Consider the following 18,471-nt stretch of genomic DNA (forward strand, 5'->3'; position numbering starts at 1 on the left):
GCGAATTGTTCGATACGGCCTGACCAGGGGGCCCATCGTGTACCCTTGGAGCATCGAACATCCCTGTATTGAATCTGCACCATGAACAAGGCGTTTGTCAAAGAGTCGGACGGCGACGACGACGATCTCGACCAGGCCCAGCCCGCGATCCCGGCGGGCGCGAAGAACTACATCACGCCGGCCGGGCACAAGCGGCTGCGGGACGAACTGCTGAACCTGATCGACGTCGAGCGTCCGGAGGTGGTGCGGCTCGTGTCGTGGGCCGCGTCGAACGGCGACCGGTCGGAGAATGGCGACTACATCTACGGCAAGCGGCGGCTTCGCGAGATCGATCGCCGCATCCGCTTCCTGACGAAGCGGCTCGATCTCGCCGAAGTCGTCGACGCGAGCCGGCAGGAAAATGTCGACCAGGTGTTTTTCGGCGCGACGGTCGATTACGAGACGCCGGACGGCGAGGATCACACGATCACGATCGTCGGGATCGACGAAGTCGATCTCGACCACGGTTGCGTCAGCTGGATTTCGCCGGTCGCGCGTGCGCTGATCAAGGCGAAGATCGGCGACACCGTCATGCTGATGACGCCGGCAGGCCCGCAGCCGATCGACGTGCTCGACGTCCGCTACCCGGCGTCGGGCAACGCCTGACCGGCGTCGGGTGGGTGCGGCAAAGGAAAAGCGCCCCGGAAGGGGCGCTTCGTCGTCCGGCGTGCGGTGAATGTGCCGGTCGCTCAGAAGCGATGGCGCAGGCCGGCCGTGACCGCGATCTGCTTGTTGGTCGATGAGGCGGCGCCCAGCCCGTTGATGTTGGCGCCGAGGTCGAGGCCGTCGCTGTTGACCTTCTGGAATTCGCCCTGCAGGTAGACGTCGGTGCGCTTCGACAGCGCATAGTCGGCTTGCAGGTTGAACTGGTGCCAGGTCGGCTTGTCGCCGGCCAGGCGGCCCTGCGTGTACGTGTAGGAGCCGGCGAGCGACACGGCCGGCGTCAGCGCGTAGCGGCCGTTGATTTCGTAGTTGCTGAAGCGCGCGGTGCCGCCGAGGCCCGTGATGCCGCCGGAGACGCCGGACTGCCCTGCGCTGATCGCGCGGATGCCGGTCAGGCGCGTCTGCGTGAAGACGAAGCCGACCGTGGCGGGGCCGAACCCGTAATTCAGGCCGCCGCCCCAGGTACGCTGCACGCGCGATGCGAACGTCCACTCGCCGGTCACCGCGCCCGGATCGGTCGCCGCCTGCGCGAGCGCATTCACGTCGCTGTTCAGCTGCAAGTAGGCCGCGGCGAAGTTGAAGCCCATGTAGCTGTACGACACGCCGCCGCTATACGCGCGGTTGTTCGCGAACGACGTCGAATTCGAGAACCCGTACAACGCACCGAACTTGAGGCCGCCGTAGTTCGCGCTCTGGTACTTGACCGCGTTGTTGATCCGGAACGAGTTGTTCAGGTTGTCGTTGTCGAACGGGTGAGCGAACTGCGTGCCGCCGTATTGCGTACCGGTCAGCGACAGCGGCCCGAGGTAGTCGACGACGCTGTCGTACTGCCGGCCGAGCGTCAGCGAGCCGTAGGTGTCTTGTGCGAGGCCGACAAACGCTTGCCGGCCGAATTCGCGGCCGCTCTGCTTCAGCGCGCCGTTGTTGATGCCGAAACCATTCTCCAGCGTGAAGATCGCTTTCAGGCCGCCGCCGAGATCTTCGGTGCCGCGCAAGCCCCAGCGGCTGCCGTTGACCGAACCGCTGGTTTCCTGCCAGGCGCTGTGGCCGCCCTGATTGTTCGTATAGGTGATGCCTGCATCGATCAAGCCGTACAGCGTCACGCTGCTTTGGGCATGGGCTGCCGTAACGAATACACCCGACAACGCGGTGACGATCAGGGTTTTTTTCATGGATCTGTCTCCAAACAGGATGATGTCGATCGAACCTGCTGCGGACGGGCCTTTTTTGCTTGATGCTGTGACCGGTCCGGCAGAGCGGCGGTGCGCTTATCAAAAGCCATCTGCAGTGTACGGAGTGGGTGAAGCGGGGCAGGGTCGTGCTTTAAGCAATAATATATTTTGGAATCCGCAAAGATTAAGAAATCGGCTCAGAGGCTTGTCCATCAAGGGTTTGCGGCGGTGCAGCGAAATAAAATCGCGATCAGGACTGCATAATGAGCGTTGCGTGGTCGCGACAGGTGCGGGATGGCAGGCGAGAGGCGGCAGCCCGATTATTGACACATCGGCAATAGAGGTTTGTGTGGAGCATGGATAATGAAAGGATGTTCTCTCGCTATACTGCGATCTCTGCTTTCCGAAGCAGACTTTTTCGTTGACGGAAAAGATCTCCAAACCTTTGTCGGCGCGACTTCCCAGTCGCGCTTTTTTTTGTTCTGCGGTTCCGTGCTGTCGTGCGCTATTGCGCGTAAGCGCGCCGCTTGCGTTTCGACGCAGGTGCGGCCTCGTCCGCGTCGGCCGGCGGCGGCGTGTAAGTCCAGTCTTCCATCACGTAGTGACGGGCATCCAGGGGCGATGCGAGCAGGTTCTGCCAGTGATCGCCGTGCCAGGTCGTATCGAACTCGGTGTCGCACGGCGTTTCGCGAGCCGGCTTGGTCAGGGCGCGGGATTTGCGGCGTACGCGCCCGAGCCGGCTCGCGAAGCGCTTGATTCCGTCCAGCCACATGACCTTCTCCTTCCTTTCGGCGTTGGATCAGCATCTCAACGTCTTCGGGTTTACGCAACCCGGAATAAACCCGAGGGTTTTACCGGGTCGATTTGTCCCCGGTAGGATTTTCGCTGGCGATATTATCGGCGATACGATCCCGGTAATATTGACAGGTTTTTGATGCGAATCAATTAATAAAAACCGGTGGTGTACCGATTCCAGTGGCATTAGCACTTTTTTGATAAAGCGGAAGTGAAAAATTTTCTTGACGCACCCGGATTGTCCAATTTATAAAGTCAGCACTCCGTCCTCGGGCGGCGTGCTGGTGCTGGTGCTGGCGCAATGTTTCGGGATTTCGGGAAACGGCTATAAAAATAGCTTTTTTGATCTTATCGAGTGGGGAACGAAGACATGGATACCGGTGTCGTGAAATGGTTTAACGATGCTAAAGGTTTCGGCTTTATTACGTCGGACAATGGCGGTGAAGATTTGTTTGCACACTTTTCCGAAATCCGGATGGACGGCTTCAAGACGCTGAAGGAAAACCAGCGTGTTTCGTTCGACGTGAAAGTCGGGCCGAAAGGCAAGCAGGCAGCGAATATCCAGGCGGTCTGACGCGCCACGCTTTGCCGATCACGTCCGGCCCCCGCATCGCGGGGGCTTTTTGCTTTCAGGGGGCAGAACACACCGGTCCGGGCTGGCCGCGAGCGTGCATGCCGGTGCATACTCACGGAAGCATCGTTTTCCTGTCTTTCCATGTCCGATTCCCCCTGTCCGTCCGATCCCGCCCGCGAGCAGCCGCTCGTCTTCGTCGACCTCGAAACCTCAGGCAGTTCGTTCGCCGAGCACCGCATCACCGAAATCGGCGTGGTTGAAATCGGCCCGCTCGGCGTGTCGACGTGGACGACGCTCGTCAATCCGGGCCAGTCGATTCCGCCGTTCATCCAGCAGTTGACGGGCATTTCGGACGACATGGTGCGCGACGCGCCCTCGTTCGCGTCGCTGGCGCCGGCGTTGTTCGAGCGGCTCGACGGCAAGCTGTTCGTCGCGCACAACGCGAGCTTCGACCGCGGCTTTCTGCGTGCCGAATTCGAGCGTGCCGGCCTGACGTTCAATCCCGATGTGCTGTGTACGGTGCGGCTGTCGCGTGCGCTGTTTCCGCGCGAGTCGCGGCACGGGCTCGATGCACTGATCGACCGGCATGGCCTCGTGCCGGCCGCGCGACACCGCGCGCTGGCGGATGCCGACCTGCTCTGGCAGTTCTGGCGGCGGTTGCACGACATCGTGCCGCTCGAGCGCTTGCGTGACCAGATCGCGCGCACGACGCGTCACTTCCGTCTGGCCGGCGATCTGACCGAGGCCTGGCTCGACACCGCGCCGGCGGGGTGCGGCGCCTATGCACTGTTCGGAGAGCGCGACGAGGCGCTGTATGTCGGCCGCAGCGTGCGCGTGCGCCAGCGGTTGCGAGCACTGCTGACCGGCGAGCGCCGTTCGTCGAAGGAAATGCGGCTTGCGCAGCAGGTGCGGCGTGTCGAATGGCGCGAGACCGGCAACGAGCTCGGGGCGATGCTTGCCGAGGCGCAATGGATCGCCAGGCTGCGGCCGTCGTACAACCGCCGCCCGGCCGATTCCGGCCGTGCCGCCGGCGCACCCTGGCCGTTCGACGGCGCCGTTGCGTTCGAGGCCCACGGCCAGCGCCGCCTGTTTCATGTGATCGACGGCTGGCGCTATCTCGGCGTGGTCGACTCGCTCGATGCCGCCGTGCAACTCGCAGCCGGCGGGACGGACGGCGCGTTCGAACCCTTTACTCATCGCCTGCTGCAAACCCATCTCGCACGCGGCCTGCAACTGATGCCGCTCGCCGCAAGCCTGCCCGCGGGGCAGGCGGGTTGATCGAGCGCCGCGGCCCGATCCGGGCCCGCCGCGTCAGCCTGTCGCCCTGGCGCCGCCGGCCGAGCAGACGTGTGACAACGCGGTGTCGAGTGCCTGCGTCTGCGTGGAGTCGAAACGCGTGAGGGTCTTCCAGTTCGCAATGCTGCGCGCGAGCCGCGCCTGGCAATCGGGCGCATCGCGCAACGGCGCGACTTGCGCGAGACCCGCCATCATCTTCTGCGTCAGCCGGTCGAGCGCCGGGCGCGTGCTGGTCGCCAGATCGGGCGGCGCGCCCTCGGGCGGCCGCGTCGCGCGCCAGGTCGCGAACAGTGCGTTCTGCACGTCCTTGCTCGCGACGATCTGATCCTCGAAGAAGGTTCGCGCGAACGCAGGATCGACGCCGGCCTGTGTCGCGCGCTTTTCGACCGCGGTGAGCAGCGCTGCTTCGCGCGGCCGATCCTCGATCGCCTTGTGATTCGCCCATTTCCATCGCGCGACCGGTTCGGCGAGTGCAAGGCGCTGCGATGCGAGCGCGACGACGTTGGTGAGCGCGGTGTCGTCGCCGTCCGCGCAGGCGATGCGCGGCGACGAAAAGAGGGCGACGCCGAGCGTGGCGACAGCGACGCTGGCACGAATGGCTTGCTTCATCGGGATGATCGGGAGAGCCGGGCGAGCCGGAGATGGAAAACCAGAAGGATAGACGAAGACAGTCGCGCGGCGTAGCGTCGCGACAGGAGAATCAGCAGGCGAGCTGATCCGGCACCGTCAGGCTGTTGCGGCCCGGGTGCGATGCGAATTGCGCACGATGCGCAGTGATGTCCCGCACGATGGCGATGATCGGCACGTGGCGGTTACAGAACCGGACAGTCGTTCACTTCGGCGAGTACAGCTTGTGCTGTTCGTCGAAGAATGCCCGCACGTGGTCGGGCAATTCGGCGAGGAATTCCACGCCGACGGGTTCCGGATCCGGGCTCATCACTTGCTCGGGCGGGGGCATGCGAGTGGGTCTTTCATCCATGGTCATTTCTCCAGCAATTTCAATAATTATCAACCTCGTGCTTGGATTTATGCCAGCAGCGAATCGTTAGATTTTGTCTCTGTTGTATTAACGGCACATGCGCTGCGGCGCGACCGGTGGTGCCGACTGGTGCAGCGTACGGAATCGGCAACAATCGGGCCGCTTGTTATACTCTCGCGCACTTTTTCCGGACCGCAATGAAACGAACGACGCGATGGATCGGCCTCGTATGGCTGGCGCTGGTACTGAACGTACTGTCGCCCGTCATCGGCTACGCGCGCGTCGCGTCGACCGGCTCCGGCGCGCTCACGCTCGAGTTGTGCAGTGCAGCGGGCACCCGCCAGGTCGTGCTCGCGCCGGCGGGCGGCGATCACGGTGCGACGTCGCCCGACCATGCCGGCGTGCCGCATTGCGTGTACTGCCCGGGCTTCGCGGCAAACGTGGCGCTGGGTACGAGCCTGCCCGCGATGCCGGGTTTCGTACGGGCCTTCGCCTACCGCGCGGCCGCTCCGGCCATGCCCGATCTGCCCCGCAAGGGCATGCGTCTCGCGCAGCCGCGCGCCCCGCCTGAAAACCCTCCGGTCTGATTGAAGTCGTCCGCGCGCCCCGGTGGCGCGCGTGCCGCAGCAGCAGGAGCTGCGCGCCGTGCCGTCCGTGCGCGGCGCGTGCTCGTGTCCGGCGGCGTCCGATCACGTTTTCAGGAATTCCCCATGTCGTCTACCTTCGTCGCGCGGCCATCGCGCGGCCGGCTCGCGCTTGCATGCGCGGCTGCTTTCGCGTGGCCTGCCGCCGCGCATGCCGCATCGACCGACGATGCCGTCGATCCCGCCCGCGGTGTCGGGCGTCCCGCCGCCGCGCCGGCCGCTTCGGGCGCAACCGTGCCGTCGGCACCGGCAGGCGATACGCTGAGCGCCGTCAGCGTGACGGCCCAGCGGCAGCCGGTCGATCGGAATACGCCGGCCGTCGTCGAATCGATGACGCGCGCGCAAATCGATTCGCACACCAACGTCACCACCGAGGATGCGCTGAAGTACGCGCCGAACCTGATGGTCCGCAAGCGCTATATCGGCGACCGCAACAGCGTGTTTGCCGGCCGCGACTTCAACGAACTGCAGAGTGCGCGCGGGCTCGTCTACGCCGACGGCGTGCTGCTGTCGAACCTGCTCGGCTCGAGCTATGCGTATCCGCCGCGCTGGTCGCTGATCCCGCCCGACGACATCGCGCGCGTGGACGTGCTCTACGGCCCTTTTTCCGCGCTGTATCCCGGCAACTCCATCGGCTCGACCGTGCAGCTCACCACACGTCGCCCGGAAAAGCTCGAGGCGTCGCTGTCGACGCAATTCTTCACGCAGCGCTACCACGACGGCTACGGCTACGCGGACAGCTTCGGCGGCAATCATCAGACCGCGCGGATCGCGAACCGGGTCGGGCGGTTCTGGTTCGCGCTGTCGCTCGACAGGCTCGAGAACGACAGTCAGCCGATGCAGTATGCGAGCCCCAATGCGGCGTACAACCCGAAGCTCGGCGCCGCCGTGCCCGTGACCGGCGCCGTGACCGACATCGGGCCCAACGGCAAGCCGCGGACCATCGTCGGCGCGCAGACGATCGAGCGGACCGAGCAGATCAACGAGACGGTCAGGATGGGCTATGCGTTCACCGACAGCGTCGACGCGACGCTCACGCTCGGGCATTGGGAGAACCATTACCGGCAGCACGGCGAAACCTTCCTGCGCGATGCGGCCGGCAATCCGGTCTACGGCGGCAATGTCTCGATCGGCGGCCAGAACATGACCGTCGCGCCGAACGCATTCGCGCCGCAGCGCGGCGACCAGGAGAACTGGCTGTATGCGCTCGGCCTGAACGGCCGGCTCGATTCCGGGTGGCGGCTGTCGGGCGTCGTGTCCGCGTACGACGTGTCGCGCGACGTGCTGCGTGCGGCGTCGACCGTGCAGGGCGGCGCGGGCACGCTGTTCCAGGGCGACGGCACGGGCTGGCGTACGCTCGACCTGAAGGCCGAGGCGCCGGAAGTGAGGGGGCACACGTTCACGTTCGGCTATCACTACGACAACTACTTCCTGCGCAACGTCACGTACAACACGGCCGACTGGCTGGCCGGGCCGACCACGTCGCTCGCGAGCGTCTACCGCGGCGACACGCGCACGCAGGCACTGTACGGGCAGGACGCATGGCGCTTCGCGCCGGCGTGGCTCGCGACGCTGGGGCTGCGCTACGAACGCTGGGATGCGTACGGCGGCGCGCTCGGCAATGCAGCCGGCACGCTCGGCTATGCGGATCGCGGCGCGAACGCGCTGTCGCCGAAGGCCGCGCTGCAATGGGACGCGACGGATGTCTGGCGCTTCCGGCTGTCGTTTGCGACCGGCACGCGGTTCCCGACGGTCGGCGAACTGTTCCAGGGCACGATCTCGAACAACGCGATCGTCAACAACAACCCGAACCTGCGGCCGGAAAAGGCGATCGACTGGGATTTCACGGCCGAACGCGACGTGGGCGTGGGCGTCGTGCGCGCCAGCGTGTTCCAGAGCGACCTGCGCGATTCGATCTATAGCCAGACGACGGTGTCGGGGGCGACGACCGTCACCAATGTCTCGAACGTCGACCGCGTGCGCGTACGCGGCGTCGAACTGGCGTTCAGCGGCGAGAACGTCGGGTTGAAGGGGCTCGCAATCGACGCGAACGTGTCGGCGAGCAACGCCCGGATTCTCGCCGACGCCGCGAATCCCGCGTATGTCGGCTCGCGCTTTCCGCGTATTCCGCGCATGCGCGCGAACCTGCTTGCGTCGTATCGCTTCGACGAGCATTGGCTTGCGAGCGTCGGCGTGCGCTACTCGGGCCGCCAGTTCAACACGCTCGACAACAGCGACGTGAATCCGGACGTCTACGGCGGCACGAGCTCGTTCACGGTCGTCGACCTGAAGGCGCGTTACCGCTTCGATCGTCACTGGAGCGCATCGGTCGGAATCGACAACCTGACGGACCGTCGTTACTACGTGTTTCACCCGTATCCGGGGCGTACGTTCTATGGAGAACTGAAATGGTCGCTATAACGTCGTCGGCTGCAGGCGACGCGTGCGATGCGGGACGGGGAGGGGCGATACCGCGTACCGGGTGGCGCGGAAGCGACGGTGCGCGCGGCGTGCGCGGCCGCTTGCCGACGGCCGGCCAGATCGACGGCCGGTTGCAGCGCGCAAGGCGCTGAAAGCGTCGGCGGCGCGCGGCGAACGGGCCGCGCGCCGGCCTGATGCGAAAACGCGCCCGAAGGCGCGTGGAGAGACGCGTCAGGCCGCTCGCTTGAATAGTCGGATCACGAACAGCAGGATCACTGCACCGACGACCGCGACGATCACCGATCCGATGAAACCGCTGCCGATGCTGATGCCGAGCAGCCCGGCGAGCCAGCCGCCGATCACCGCGCCGACGATCCCGACGATGATGTCGACGATGAGCCCGAAGCCGCCGCCCTTGACGAGCAAGCCGGCAAGCCAGCCGGCGATCGCGCCGATGATCAGCCACATAATCAAGCCATGAGTCATGGTGGTCCTCTCCTTGGGTTGTGTCGAAATGACCGGACGTCGGCTATGTCGCCGCAAGCTGCATGAAGGCGGCATCGCGACCCGCCGCGCCGCCCACGCAATGTAACGCGATAGACGGGTCGGAATCGTTAAGTAATGTTATGCACCCGTAACGGGATTTTCCAGGGAATTCGTCTGCCTACGGTGCGGCTCGCGCACGGTCGATTCAGGGAGAAAAGAATCTGTAAGAAAGTGTCGCCGGCGAGGACCGGCGGACACGGATTTCATCGTTCGTGCGTCGATGCCGGCATGCCGGTATCGGGCAGTCCGACGCTTGCGTCGGCGATCAGCCGGACGACGGTCGCGGTATCGCCGATCGCCTCGATCGACAGCAGCGCGAAGCGGGCCAGATAGAGCGATGCGTCGGCTTCGCCGATGCGGGTCATCGTCCGGCACAGGTCGGTGTAGAGGATGTCGCGTTCGGTATCCGTCATCATGCGGTCTCCTGAAGATCGGTGGGCGTGTCCGGATGAAGCGCACGTTCGAGCGCGGCGGCCACGTCGTCGGCGCGTGCGTCGTGCCAGCGGCCGAGGACGTGGCCGTCCGGACGGACGAGATAGACGGTGCCGTCGCGCGCGCCGTACATGTCGAACAGCCTGCCCAGGTCATCATGGCCGTCGCACGCAGGTTGCCGTGGCGTCGCGTGCCGGGCGAGCGTGACCAGCGCGAACGGCATGTGTGCGTCCTGCAGGCGCCGTTCGAGATCGGCGAGCGTCGGATCGGGCGTGCCGTCGAAGGTGAAGCAGAACGCGATGAAGCGCGGCGCGACGAGATCGGTCAGGTGCCCGCGGCATGGGGCGCGGCCGTGCGTCGCGGGCAGCAGCAGCGGGCATTCCGCGAGCACCGTGCCGGGCGCCGGCCCGGCGGCAAACGTGTCGCGTTCCGCCGCGTTGAGCGGCGACGCCGCATACGCGATGGCCGATGTCTGGCGCGGATTGATCAACGAACGCAGCGCCGGGTGCCGGACCGCGAGCGACAGCACGGCCCGGCGCATCAGTTCGAAGGCAAACGACGGCGGCGCCATGAATTCGGTGCTCTTCGTGCCGTAGCGGAGGTTCTCGTGCGCGGCGAACACGCGTTCGTCCGAGTAGCTGTCGAGCAGGCTGTCCGATGCAAGGCCGCGGATCGTATACGCGAGCTTCCACGCAAGGTTGTCGGCGTCTTCGATGCCTGAATTTGCCCCGCGTACGCCGAAGATCGGCACGAGATGCGCGGCGTCGCCGCAGAACAGCACGCGGCTGTGCCGGTAGCGCTCCAGGGTCAGCGCGTTTGCCTTGTAGATCGTGATCCAGATCGGCGACCAGTGGCCGCGCTCGCCCATCATGTCGAGCAGGCTCTGCACGCGCGGGATCACGTTCCCGGGTTGCACGGCCGCGTCGGGATCCTCGCCGTCGCGCAACTGGTAGTCGATCCGCCACACGTTGCCCGGCTGCTTGTGGACGAGCACCGTCGAACCCGGGTTCGACGACGGATCGAAATACGCGAGCCGTTCGGTCGGCCGGTCGCTCTCGAGCGCGATGTCGACGATCACGTAGCGGCCTTCGTAGCTCGTGCCCTGGAGCGACAGGCCGAGCGCATCGCGCAGCGTGCTGCGTCCGCCGTCGCATGCCACGACCCAGTCGGCCTCGAGCGCGTAGCCGCCCGGCGGCGTGTCGACCTCGAGGCGCACACCGTCCGGCTGCCGCGTCACGCCGACGACCTTCGCCTGCCAGCGGATCTCGATGAGCTCGGGGCGGCGCAGCGCGGCATCGAGCAGGAACTGCTCGATGTGGTACTGCGCGAGATTCACCATCGGCGGCAGCTTCTGGTTGTCGTCCTGCGGCATCGTGAAATGCAGCACCTCGTCGCGACGGTAGAAGCTGCGTCCGCCGGTCCACGGCAGCCCCACGCGCAGGAAATCGTCGAGTGCGCCGAGCCGCTCGACGATCTCGAGGCTGCGGCGCGAGACGCAGATGGCGCGGCTGCCGTGGCACACCGAGTCGTCGGCCTCGATCAACACGCTGCGGATACCGTGGTTCGCAAGGCCGAGCGCGACTGCAAGGCCCACGGGGCCGCCGCCCACGATCGCGACGCGATGGCGGCGCGTATCGACGCCGTCGTCGCAGGCAGGACGTTGCGGGGGATGGCGCTCGGCGACGAACGGGTAGGGTGTGAAGTCGATATCCATCGTGGGCTTCCTGGTGGTCCGGTTCGACGTGCACGGATCGACGGCGCGATGCGTGCAGCAGGTCGGTACAGTATGGAAGCCGGTCATGCCGTCGTTGTCCCCATTTCGGGTACGGCGAACGAGGTGCGGGCGGGGCCGCGAGGGTCAAGGCGGATCGTGCGGGCTCAGGGCTGCATGCACAGTGCGAACAGTTCACGCTGGCTCGAAATGCCGAGACGACGGTATGCGCGCTTCTGGTAGGTGATGACGCTCGAAGCCTTCACGCCGATCGTTTCGCCGATCTCGTGCGCGGTCCGGCCGTCGAGCACGCCGCGCAGCACGTCGAGTTCCCGCTTGGACAACTCGGGGCACGCATTGCGCAGTCGCGCGAGCATCCGCTGCGGGATGCCGATCTGCGCCGCGCCGGCCAGCGCGTAGTGATGCTGCGCGGCCTGTGCGATCAGCGGCGCGAGCGTTTCGATCGCGGCGATTTCGCGCGGCAGGAACGCGCCGCTGCGATGCGCGCGGTACAGGTTGATCGACAGCCAGGTCGTATCGTCGGGCTGCGTCAGCAGCGCCAGCCGGTCGGAGACGTCGGGGCCGCGGTAGCACGCCGCGCGATACGCTTCGTGGCCGATCTCGTCGCCTGCCTGCCGGTGCAGCAGCAGGTCGTGACGCCGTGCGCCGCGATGCGCGGTCGATACGATCGGCTGATTGCCGTCGAGCGCATAGAAATGGCGTGCATAGGTGTCGGCGACGTCGCGCAGGTAGCGGCCGCCGCGATGGTCGGCGACCGACATCGTGCGCGGGCGATTGCCGAACTCGTACGCGAAGATCGTGCATTGCGTGATGGACAGCGCGCTGTCGAACAGCTTCAGGATTTCGGCCGCGAATGCGTTCGGCTCGTTGCCGCCGATCGCGGCGACGAGGCCGGTTGCGCGGGCCACGTCCAGCTGCCCGGTGAGCGTTGCTCGCTCGAGACGCCAGGTGCGCATGATGCAGGGGAGAGGGCGGAAGAATCCGGCCGATTCTAATCGGCGGTGCGCGGCGTGTAAGTCGGGGGATGCCCGCAAGCGGAACCGGTGCGGGAAGACGCGGGCGCATGATCGCGGCGCCGGAAAAGAGAAAAGGCCTGACAAGCGATGCTTGTCAGGCCTTTATATCTTGGTGCCGGAGATAGGAGTCGAACCTACGACCTTCGCATTACGAATGCGCTGCTCTACCAACTGAGCTACACCGGCAGCAGAGAAATGAAATTATATGGTGAAATCCGAGATCTTGGCAATAGGTTTTGCGAAATTTTTTTCAGCTTGCTGCTGCTGCTTCGCGAAACCCTCGATCCGGCGGACTTACCGCTTTCACTTCACTGCGATGCGACCGGTGAGGGCCACATCGCGAGGCGCGATTGTACTTGCGTACCGCACCTCCGTCTAGTGCTGCAGTGCAATTATTTTGCTTCGCCGTGATAGCCGGTGACGCGCTCGACTTCGTTCTTCGAACCGAGGAACACGGGGACGCGCTGGTGCAGGCCCGTCGGCTGCACGTCGAGGATGCGCTGCGTGCCGGTGGTCGCCGCGCCGCCTGCCTGTTCGACGATGAACGACATCGGGTTCGCTTCGTACATCAGGCGCAGCTTGCCCGGACGATCGGGCGTGCGCTTGTCGGCCGGGTACATGAAGATGCCGCCGCGGTTCAGGATCCGGTGCACGTCGGCCACCATCGATGCGATCCAGCGCATGTTGAAGTTGTCGCCGCGCGGGCCTTCCTTGCCGGCGTTCAACTCGTCGACGTAGCGCTTGACCGGGTCGTACCAGTGGCGAGCGTTCGATGCGTTGATCGCGTATTCGCGCGTATCGGCCGGGATCTGCATGTTGCTCTGCGTGAGCACCCACGAGCCGACTTCGCGGTCGAGCGTGAAGCAGTTCACGCCGTTGCCGGTCGTGAGCACGAACACCGTCTGCGGACCGTACACCGCGTAGCCGGCCGCGACCTGCTGGGTGCCGGGTTGCAGGAACGATTCCTCGGTTGCCTGCTTGCCGTCCGGGCAGCGCAGCACCGAGAAGATCGTGCCGATCGACACGTTCACGTCGATGTTCGACGAGCCGTCGAGCGGATCGAACACGAGCAGGTATTCGCCGCGCGGGTAGTTCGCGGGGATCGGGAAGAACGTTTCCATTTCTTCCGACGCCATCGCGGCGAGGTTGCCGCCCCATTCGTTCGCGTCGAGCAGGATTTCGTTCGACAGGATGTCGAGCTTCTTCTGCACTTCGCCCTGGACGTTTTCGCTGCCGGCGGTGCCGAGCGCGTCGCCGAGCGCGCCCTTCGACACGTTGTAGCTGATCGCCTTGCACGCGCGTGCGACGACTTCGATCAGCAGGCGCAGGTCGGCGGGGAGGTTGTTGGTCTCACGTTGCTGTTCGATCAGGAACTTCGACAGCGTGGTGCGGCGGGCAATGGACATGACAGACTCCGAAAGGCCAAAGAATCCTTGAATGGCCGCAATTTTACCTGCCGCGCCCCGCGTGCCGCCGCCTTTTTTCGTCCGGTTACATGGCCGGGAGGCCGGGCGGGCCCGGTTGCCGCCGGGCGGCACGGCCGGGACGCGCGCTGCGTCCGCGGCCGGTTGCGCGGTCAGACCCCGCGATGCCGCCCGGTGCCGGCCGCGCGCGCAATTGAAAAAGCCGGTGCCGCGACGGGCGGCACCGGCTTCATTGCGCGGGCGTGATGCGGGAGACGGCGTTATGCGAGCGCCTTCTCGACGATCTCGCGCACGTCGCGCGACTTCGCGCCGGCCGCGACCTGCTCGAGCGCGTCGCGCATCCGGTCGCGCAGCGCGGGCGTGAAGCGGCGCCACAGTTCGAGCGAGCGCGCGAGGCGTGCGGCGACCTGCGGGTTGATCGCGTCGAGCGCGAGCACCTGCTCGGCCCAGAACGCGTAACCGGAGCCGTCGGCCGCGTGGAATTGCGCGGGGTTGGCTGCGCAGAAGCTGAAGATCAGCGAGCGTGCGCGGTTCGGGTTCTTCAGGTTGAAGGCCGGGTGCGCGAGCAGCCGGCGAACCTTCGCGAGCGTCGGCTGCTCGGCCGTACCGCGTTGTGCGGCCTGCATCGCGAACCACTTGTCGATCACGAGCGCCTCCTTCTCGAAGCGACGGTAGAAGTCGTCGAGCGCATGCTCGGCCGGCTCGGGCGCACCGGCCGCCGCGGCGGACAGCAGCGCGCCGAGCGCGGCCGCGCGATCGGTCATGTTGTTCGCGGCTTCGTACTGCGCGGTGGCGAGGCGCACCGCGTCGGCCGGATCGTCGAGTTCGGCGAGATACGCCAGCGCGAGGTTCTTCAGCGCGCGGCGACCCGAGGCCTCCGGCGTCGGCTCGTAGGCGCCGGGCGTCTGCTGCTGCTCGTAGGCGGCGAGCCAGTCGGCGCGCAGCGCGCTTGCGAGCTGGCGGCGCACGAACAGGCGCGCGCGATGCACGGCGGCCGGATCGGCCTCGGCCATCTGGTCGGCGAGATAGGTTTCCGACGGCAGCGTCAGCGCGAGTTCGCGGAACGCGGGCGACAACGTCGCGTCGGTCAGCACACGGCGAAACGCGGCGACGAAATTCTCGCCGAGCGTGAGCGGCTCGTGCGCGGCGGCGCGGGAGGCGAGCGTCAGCAGCGCGCGCGTCGCGAGGCGCTGGCCGGCCTCCCAGCGGTTGAACGGATCGCTGTCGTGCGCGAGCAGAAACGCGAGGTCGTCGTCGCTGTAGTCGTACTCGACGATCACCGGCGACGAGAAGTTGCGCAGCAGCGACGGCAGCGGTCGCTCCGGCACGTCGACGAACGTGAAGGTCTGCTCGGCGTCGGTGAAGTCGAGCACGCGCGTCGTGCCCGATGCGGCGGCTTCGCCGTCGAGACGCAGCGGCAGGTCGCGGCCGTCGCGGCCGATCAGGCCGATCGCGAACGGAATCAGCAGCGGCCCTTGCTGCGTGTCGCGCGCGGCCGGCGACGCGTCGCCGTAGCCCTGCGCGAGCGTGACCGTAAAGCGGCGCGCGGCGGCGTCGTACGCGGTGCGCACCGAGACGCGCGGCGTGCCGGCCTGGCTGTACCAGCGCTCGAACTGCGCGAGGTCGCGCCCGTTTGCGTCGGCCATCGCGTGCCGGAAGTCGTCGCAGGTCACCGCATGGCCGTCGTGGCGCTTGAAGTACAGGTCCATGCCCTTGCGGAAGCCGTCGCGGCCGAACAGCGTCTGGTACATCCGCACGACTTCCGAACCCTTCTCGTAGACGGTCATCGTGTAGAAGTTGTTGATCTCGACGTAGCTCTCCGGGCGCACCGGATGCGCCATCGGGCCCGCGTCCTCGGCGAACTGCAACTGGCGCAGCACGCGGACGTCCTCGATGCGCTTGACCGCGCGAGCGGCCGATTCGATGTCGTCGCCCGCGGCCATGTCGGCCGAGAATTCCTGGTCGCGGAACACGGTCAGGCCTTCCTTCAGGCTCAGCTGGAACCAGTCGCGGCAGGTGACGCGGTTGCCGGTCCAGTTGTGGAAGTATTCATGGCCGACCACCGACTCGATGTTCGCGAAGTCGGTGTCGGTCGCGGTCTCGGGGTTCGCCAGCACGTACTTCGTGTTGAAGATGTTGAGCCCCTTGTTTTCCATCGCGCCCATGTTGAAATCGCCGACCGCGACGATCATGAAGCGGTCGAGATCGAGTTCGAGGCCGAAGCGCTTCTCGTCCCAGCGGATCGAGTGGATCAGCGAATCCATCGCGTGACGCGTCTTGTCGAGATCGGCCGGTTCGACCCACACCTGCAGCAGCTTTTCCTTGCCCGAGCCGGTGGTGATCTTTTCCTCGATCGCGACGAGCTTGCCGGCGACGAGCGCGAACAGGTAGCTCGGCTTGCGGAACGGATCTTCCCACTTCGCGAAGTGGCGGCCGTCGGGCAGGTCGCCCGAATCGACGAGGTTGCCGTTCGACAGCAGCACCGGGTACGCGGCCTTGTCGGCGTGCAGCGTCACCGTGTACGACGCCATCACGTCCGGACGGTCGAGGAAATAGGTGATGCGGCGGAAACCTTCGGCCTCGCACTGCGTGAAGAAGTTGCCGCTCGACACATACAGGCCCGACAGCGTCGTATTCTGGTCCGGCGCGCAGGCGCTCTCGAGCGTCAGCTCGAAGGCGTCGGGAACGTTCTCGACGGTCAGTCCGTGCTCGTGCGCGCGCACGGCGCCGTGCGGCGCGCCATCCAGCCGGGCGCCGAGGAATTCGAGCGCTTCGCCCAGCAGTTCCAGGTGCGGCGCGGGCGCGGCGTCCGGATTGCGGCGCACGCGCATCGTATTCCTGACGACCGTGCGGGCCGGCGCCAGATCGAATTCGAGCGCGACGGAATCGATGAGGAAGGCCGGCGGCGTGTAGTCGGCGCGGCGGATCACGGTGGAGGAGGCGTTGTCGGACATGGTCGTCGAGATCGGTGGAGTGGGGGGCGGACCCGCGGCACGGGCGGGGCGAACCGGGCCATTGTACAAAGGCTGGCGGCCGTGTGCCGGTCGAACTTTTTGCGGGTTCCGGCAGTCCGCGTATTATCGGCATCCCGTTACGGTTCGCGTGGTGCGACAAACGGGTGACGGATCGACGAGGATCAACATGAAACACGAATGGATACGACGCGGTGCAGGCTGGGCGGCGGTGCTGTGGGTGGCGCTGCTGACGGGCTGCACGAGCTACGTGACGACCCAGGTCACGGCCTTCTCCGACTGGCGCGGCAGCGACGCGACCCGCACCTACGCATTCACGCGCACCGATGCGCAGAAGAACAGCATCGAGCAGTCGACCTACGAACCGATCGTCGCGAACGAACTGTCCACGTATGCGTTCCGCCAGGTGCCGCAGGAGCAGGCGCGGTATCTCGTCGGGCTGACCTATGCGGTCGGCAGCGATCTCGTGACGGTGCCGCAGCCGGTCTACTACGATCCGTGGTTCGCGCCCGGGCCGTACTGGCGGGGCGGCCCGTGGGGTCCGTGGGGTCCCTGGGGGCCGATGCCGGCGGGCTATGTCGCGCAGACTTACCAGGTGTTCGACTACACGCTCGGCATCCGCATCACCGAGCGCGCGACGGGCAAGGAGGTGTACAACGTGTCGGCGCGCACGACCGGCGACAACGGCGCGCTGCTGTATGCGATGCCGTACCTCGCGCGCAGCGCGCTCGCCGATTTCCCGCTGTCGAACGGCGCGGTCCGTTCGGTCCGGTTGCCGGTCGACAAGCGCGGCGGGCCGGCGGCGGCGCCGGCCAACGAGCGCGCGGTGCCGGCCGCACCGGCCTCGGGCGCGGCCGCCGCGAAGTAACGCGGCATGCACCTCGGCGCGGCCGCCCGGCCGCGCCGGCCCGTGCCCTGCGTCAGACCCCGATGCCGAGCAGCGCCAGCGCGCCGAGCACGACGAACAGCACGGCCGCGATCCCGTGCACGAGCTTCGTCGGCAGACGGTGCGCGAAGCGGTCGCCGAGCAGGATCGCGGGCACGTTCGCGAGCATCATCCCGAACGTCGTACCGGCCACGACCCCGACGTAGTCCTGGAAGCGCGCAGCCAGCGCGACGGTGGCGATCTGCGTCTTGTCACCCATTTCCGCGAGGAAAAAGGCGACGAGGGTCGCGCCGAACACGCCGAGCCGCGAACGGTTGGCATTGGCTTCATCGGCATCGAGCTTGTCCGGCACGAGGATCCACAACCCCATTGCGATGAACGAGAACGCGAGCGCCCAGCGCATGATCGATGGCGTGATGAGCGTGCCGAGCCATTCGCCGAGCGCGCCGGCGAAACCGTGGTTCACGAGCGTCGCGACGAGCACGCCGAGAATGATCGGCACGGGCTTGCGATAGCGCGCGGCCAGGACGAGGGAAAGCAGTTGGGTCTTGTCGCCGATTTCAGCAAGGGCGACGGCGCCTGTGGAGATCAGGAAGGCTTCTGACACGAATGGGGTTCCGCGGGCCGATGTTGTGCGTGCGAGCGACGATCCACCGCGCGCCGGGCCCTGATACGGCGCGCTGTGAACCATCGGTCTCGCCAGGCCCAGGTGGCTGCGCCCGCCATGGCCAAACGGCCAAGTCTGTTGACGGACGCCTTCGTCACGATGCGCGCCGGGGGCGCGGGGCATCGAGCGAAGCGGCTACTCCCCAATGAGTGGCGGATTCTAGCACGGCGCATTGCGCCCGGGAAAGCGGCCGGAGCAGCGTGTCGGGCCGGC

The 18,471-nt window shown here is 66.3% G+C and carries 18 protein-coding genes, 1 tRNA gene and 1 riboswitch; of the genes, 7 read left to right on the top strand and 12 right to left on the bottom strand.

What is annotated here, in order from left to right:
- The first annotated feature begins 81 nt into the window (after positions 1–81).
- The gene (gene greB, locus GQ57_RS08615) at positions 82–645 is read left to right on the top strand and encodes a transcription elongation factor GreB (RefSeq protein WP_034197633.1); all 564 of its coding nucleotides are present in this window, start codon (positions 82–84) and stop codon (positions 643–645) included.
- Between the two features lie 83 nt (positions 646–728).
- Here greB and GQ57_RS08620 read toward each other — a convergent pair whose 3' ends face one another.
- Positions 729–1,874 (bottom strand): porin, encoded by a 1,146-nt coding sequence (locus tag GQ57_RS08620; protein WP_034197634.1) that lies wholly within the window; start codon positions 1,872–1,874, stop codon positions 729–731.
- A 505-nt stretch (positions 1,875–2,379) separates the two neighbouring features.
- Positions 2,380–2,646: a hypothetical protein gene (locus GQ57_RS08625; RefSeq protein WP_031402879.1), complete on the bottom strand. Its 267-nt coding sequence runs from the start codon at positions 2,644–2,646 to the stop codon at positions 2,380–2,382.
- A gap of 247 nt (positions 2,647–2,893) precedes the next feature.
- On the opposite strand from GQ57_RS08625, the gene GQ57_RS43020 reads away from it, so the two are divergent.
- From GQ57_RS43020 to GQ57_RS08635, 3 genes are all read left to right on the top strand, one after another.
- On the top strand, positions 2,894–3,058 hold the full coding sequence (locus GQ57_RS43020) for a hypothetical protein (RefSeq protein WP_160257514.1): 165 nt from the start codon (positions 2,894–2,896) through the stop codon (positions 3,056–3,058).
- A complete protein-coding gene (locus tag GQ57_RS08630) occupies positions 3,040–3,243 on the top strand; it encodes a cold-shock protein (protein WP_031402878.1) in 204 nt (67 codons plus the stop codon). Before GQ57_RS43020 ends, GQ57_RS08630 begins: the two co-directional genes overlap by 19 nt.
- 141 nt (positions 3,244–3,384) lie before the next feature.
- Complete coding sequence (locus GQ57_RS08635) at positions 3,385–4,521, top strand: exonuclease domain-containing protein (RefSeq protein WP_034197635.1); 1,137 nt, start codon at positions 3,385–3,387, stop codon at positions 4,519–4,521.
- A gap of 33 nt (positions 4,522–4,554) precedes the next feature.
- Here the strand turns inward: GQ57_RS08635 and GQ57_RS08640 are convergent, their stop codons facing one another.
- Positions 4,555–5,148 carry a chorismate mutase gene (locus tag GQ57_RS08640; protein WP_034197636.1) on the bottom strand — a complete coding sequence of 198 codons (594 nt, stop codon included), beginning with the start codon at positions 5,146–5,148 and terminating at the stop codon, positions 4,555–4,557.
- Positions 5,149–5,371: 223 nt separating this feature from the next.
- Entirely contained in the window at positions 5,372–5,518 is a 147-nt protein-coding gene (locus GQ57_RS43305) for a hypothetical protein (protein ID WP_006756195.1), read from the bottom strand.
- 197 nt (positions 5,519–5,715) lie between these two features.
- Between GQ57_RS43305 and GQ57_RS08650 the strand changes: the two genes are divergently transcribed.
- Positions 5,716–6,105 carry a DUF2946 domain-containing protein gene (locus GQ57_RS08650; RefSeq protein WP_034197637.1) on the top strand — a complete coding sequence of 130 codons (390 nt, stop codon included), beginning with the start codon at positions 5,716–5,718 and terminating at the stop codon, positions 6,103–6,105.
- 123 nt (positions 6,106–6,228) lie between these two features.
- On the top strand, positions 6,229–8,583 hold the full coding sequence (locus GQ57_RS08655) for a TonB-dependent receptor (protein WP_034197638.1): 2,355 nt from the start codon (positions 6,229–6,231) through the stop codon (positions 8,581–8,583).
- A gap of 231 nt (positions 8,584–8,814) precedes the next feature.
- Here the strand turns inward: GQ57_RS08655 and GQ57_RS08660 are convergent, their stop codons facing one another.
- The 7 genes from GQ57_RS08660 to pepN form a co-directional block, all read right to left on the bottom strand.
- Positions 8,815–9,069: a GlsB/YeaQ/YmgE family stress response membrane protein gene (locus GQ57_RS08660; RefSeq protein ID WP_027788093.1), complete on the bottom strand. Its 255-nt coding sequence runs from the start codon at positions 9,067–9,069 to the stop codon at positions 8,815–8,817.
- A gap of 263 nt (positions 9,070–9,332) precedes the next feature.
- Positions 9,333–9,545 (bottom strand): hypothetical protein, encoded by a 213-nt coding sequence (locus tag GQ57_RS08665; RefSeq protein WP_031402873.1) that lies wholly within the window; start codon positions 9,543–9,545, stop codon positions 9,333–9,335.
- Positions 9,542–11,275 (bottom strand): FAD-dependent oxidoreductase, encoded by a 1,734-nt coding sequence (locus GQ57_RS08670; protein WP_034197639.1) that lies wholly within the window; start codon positions 11,273–11,275, stop codon positions 9,542–9,544. The genes GQ57_RS08665 and GQ57_RS08670 overlap by 4 nt, the downstream gene beginning before the upstream one ends.
- A gap of 164 nt (positions 11,276–11,439) precedes the next feature.
- Positions 11,440–12,249, bottom strand: coding sequence for a helix-turn-helix transcriptional regulator (locus tag GQ57_RS08675; RefSeq protein ID WP_034197640.1), 810 nt, complete (start codon positions 12,247–12,249; stop codon positions 11,440–11,442).
- A 170-nt stretch (positions 12,250–12,419) separates the two neighbouring features.
- Positions 12,420–12,495, bottom strand: a tRNA-Thr gene (locus GQ57_RS08680).
- 206 nt (positions 12,496–12,701) lie between these two features.
- Entirely contained in the window at positions 12,702–13,715 is a 1,014-nt protein-coding gene (locus GQ57_RS08685; RefSeq protein WP_031402870.1) for a class 1 fructose-bisphosphatase, read from the bottom strand.
- Positions 13,716–13,993: 278 nt separating this feature from the next.
- Positions 13,994–16,687, bottom strand: a complete 2,694-nt coding sequence (gene pepN, locus GQ57_RS08690) for an aminopeptidase N (protein ID WP_034197641.1) — start codon at positions 16,685–16,687, stop codon at positions 13,994–13,996.
- Positions 16,688–16,874: 187 nt separating this feature from the next.
- Between pepN and GQ57_RS08695 the strand changes: the two genes are divergently transcribed.
- Positions 16,875–17,573 carry a DUF4136 domain-containing protein gene (locus tag GQ57_RS08695; RefSeq protein WP_034197642.1) on the top strand — a complete coding sequence of 233 codons (699 nt, stop codon included), beginning with the start codon at positions 16,875–16,877 and terminating at the stop codon, positions 17,571–17,573.
- 52 nt (positions 17,574–17,625) lie between these two features.
- Here GQ57_RS08695 and GQ57_RS08700 read toward each other — a convergent pair whose 3' ends face one another.
- Positions 17,626–18,198, bottom strand: coding sequence for a TMEM165/GDT1 family protein (locus GQ57_RS08700; RefSeq protein WP_031402691.1), 573 nt, complete (start codon positions 18,196–18,198; stop codon positions 17,626–17,628).
- A 78-nt stretch (positions 18,199–18,276) separates the two neighbouring features.
- A riboswitch (yybP-ykoY riboswitch) is annotated at positions 18,277–18,414 on the bottom strand.
- Positions 18,415–18,471 lie beyond the last annotated feature (57 nt).

This window comes from Burkholderia sp. MSh2 (genome assembly GCF_000731655.1).
In the GTDB taxonomy this organism is placed as follows: domain Bacteria; phylum Pseudomonadota; class Gammaproteobacteria; order Burkholderiales; family Burkholderiaceae; genus Burkholderia; species Burkholderia paludis.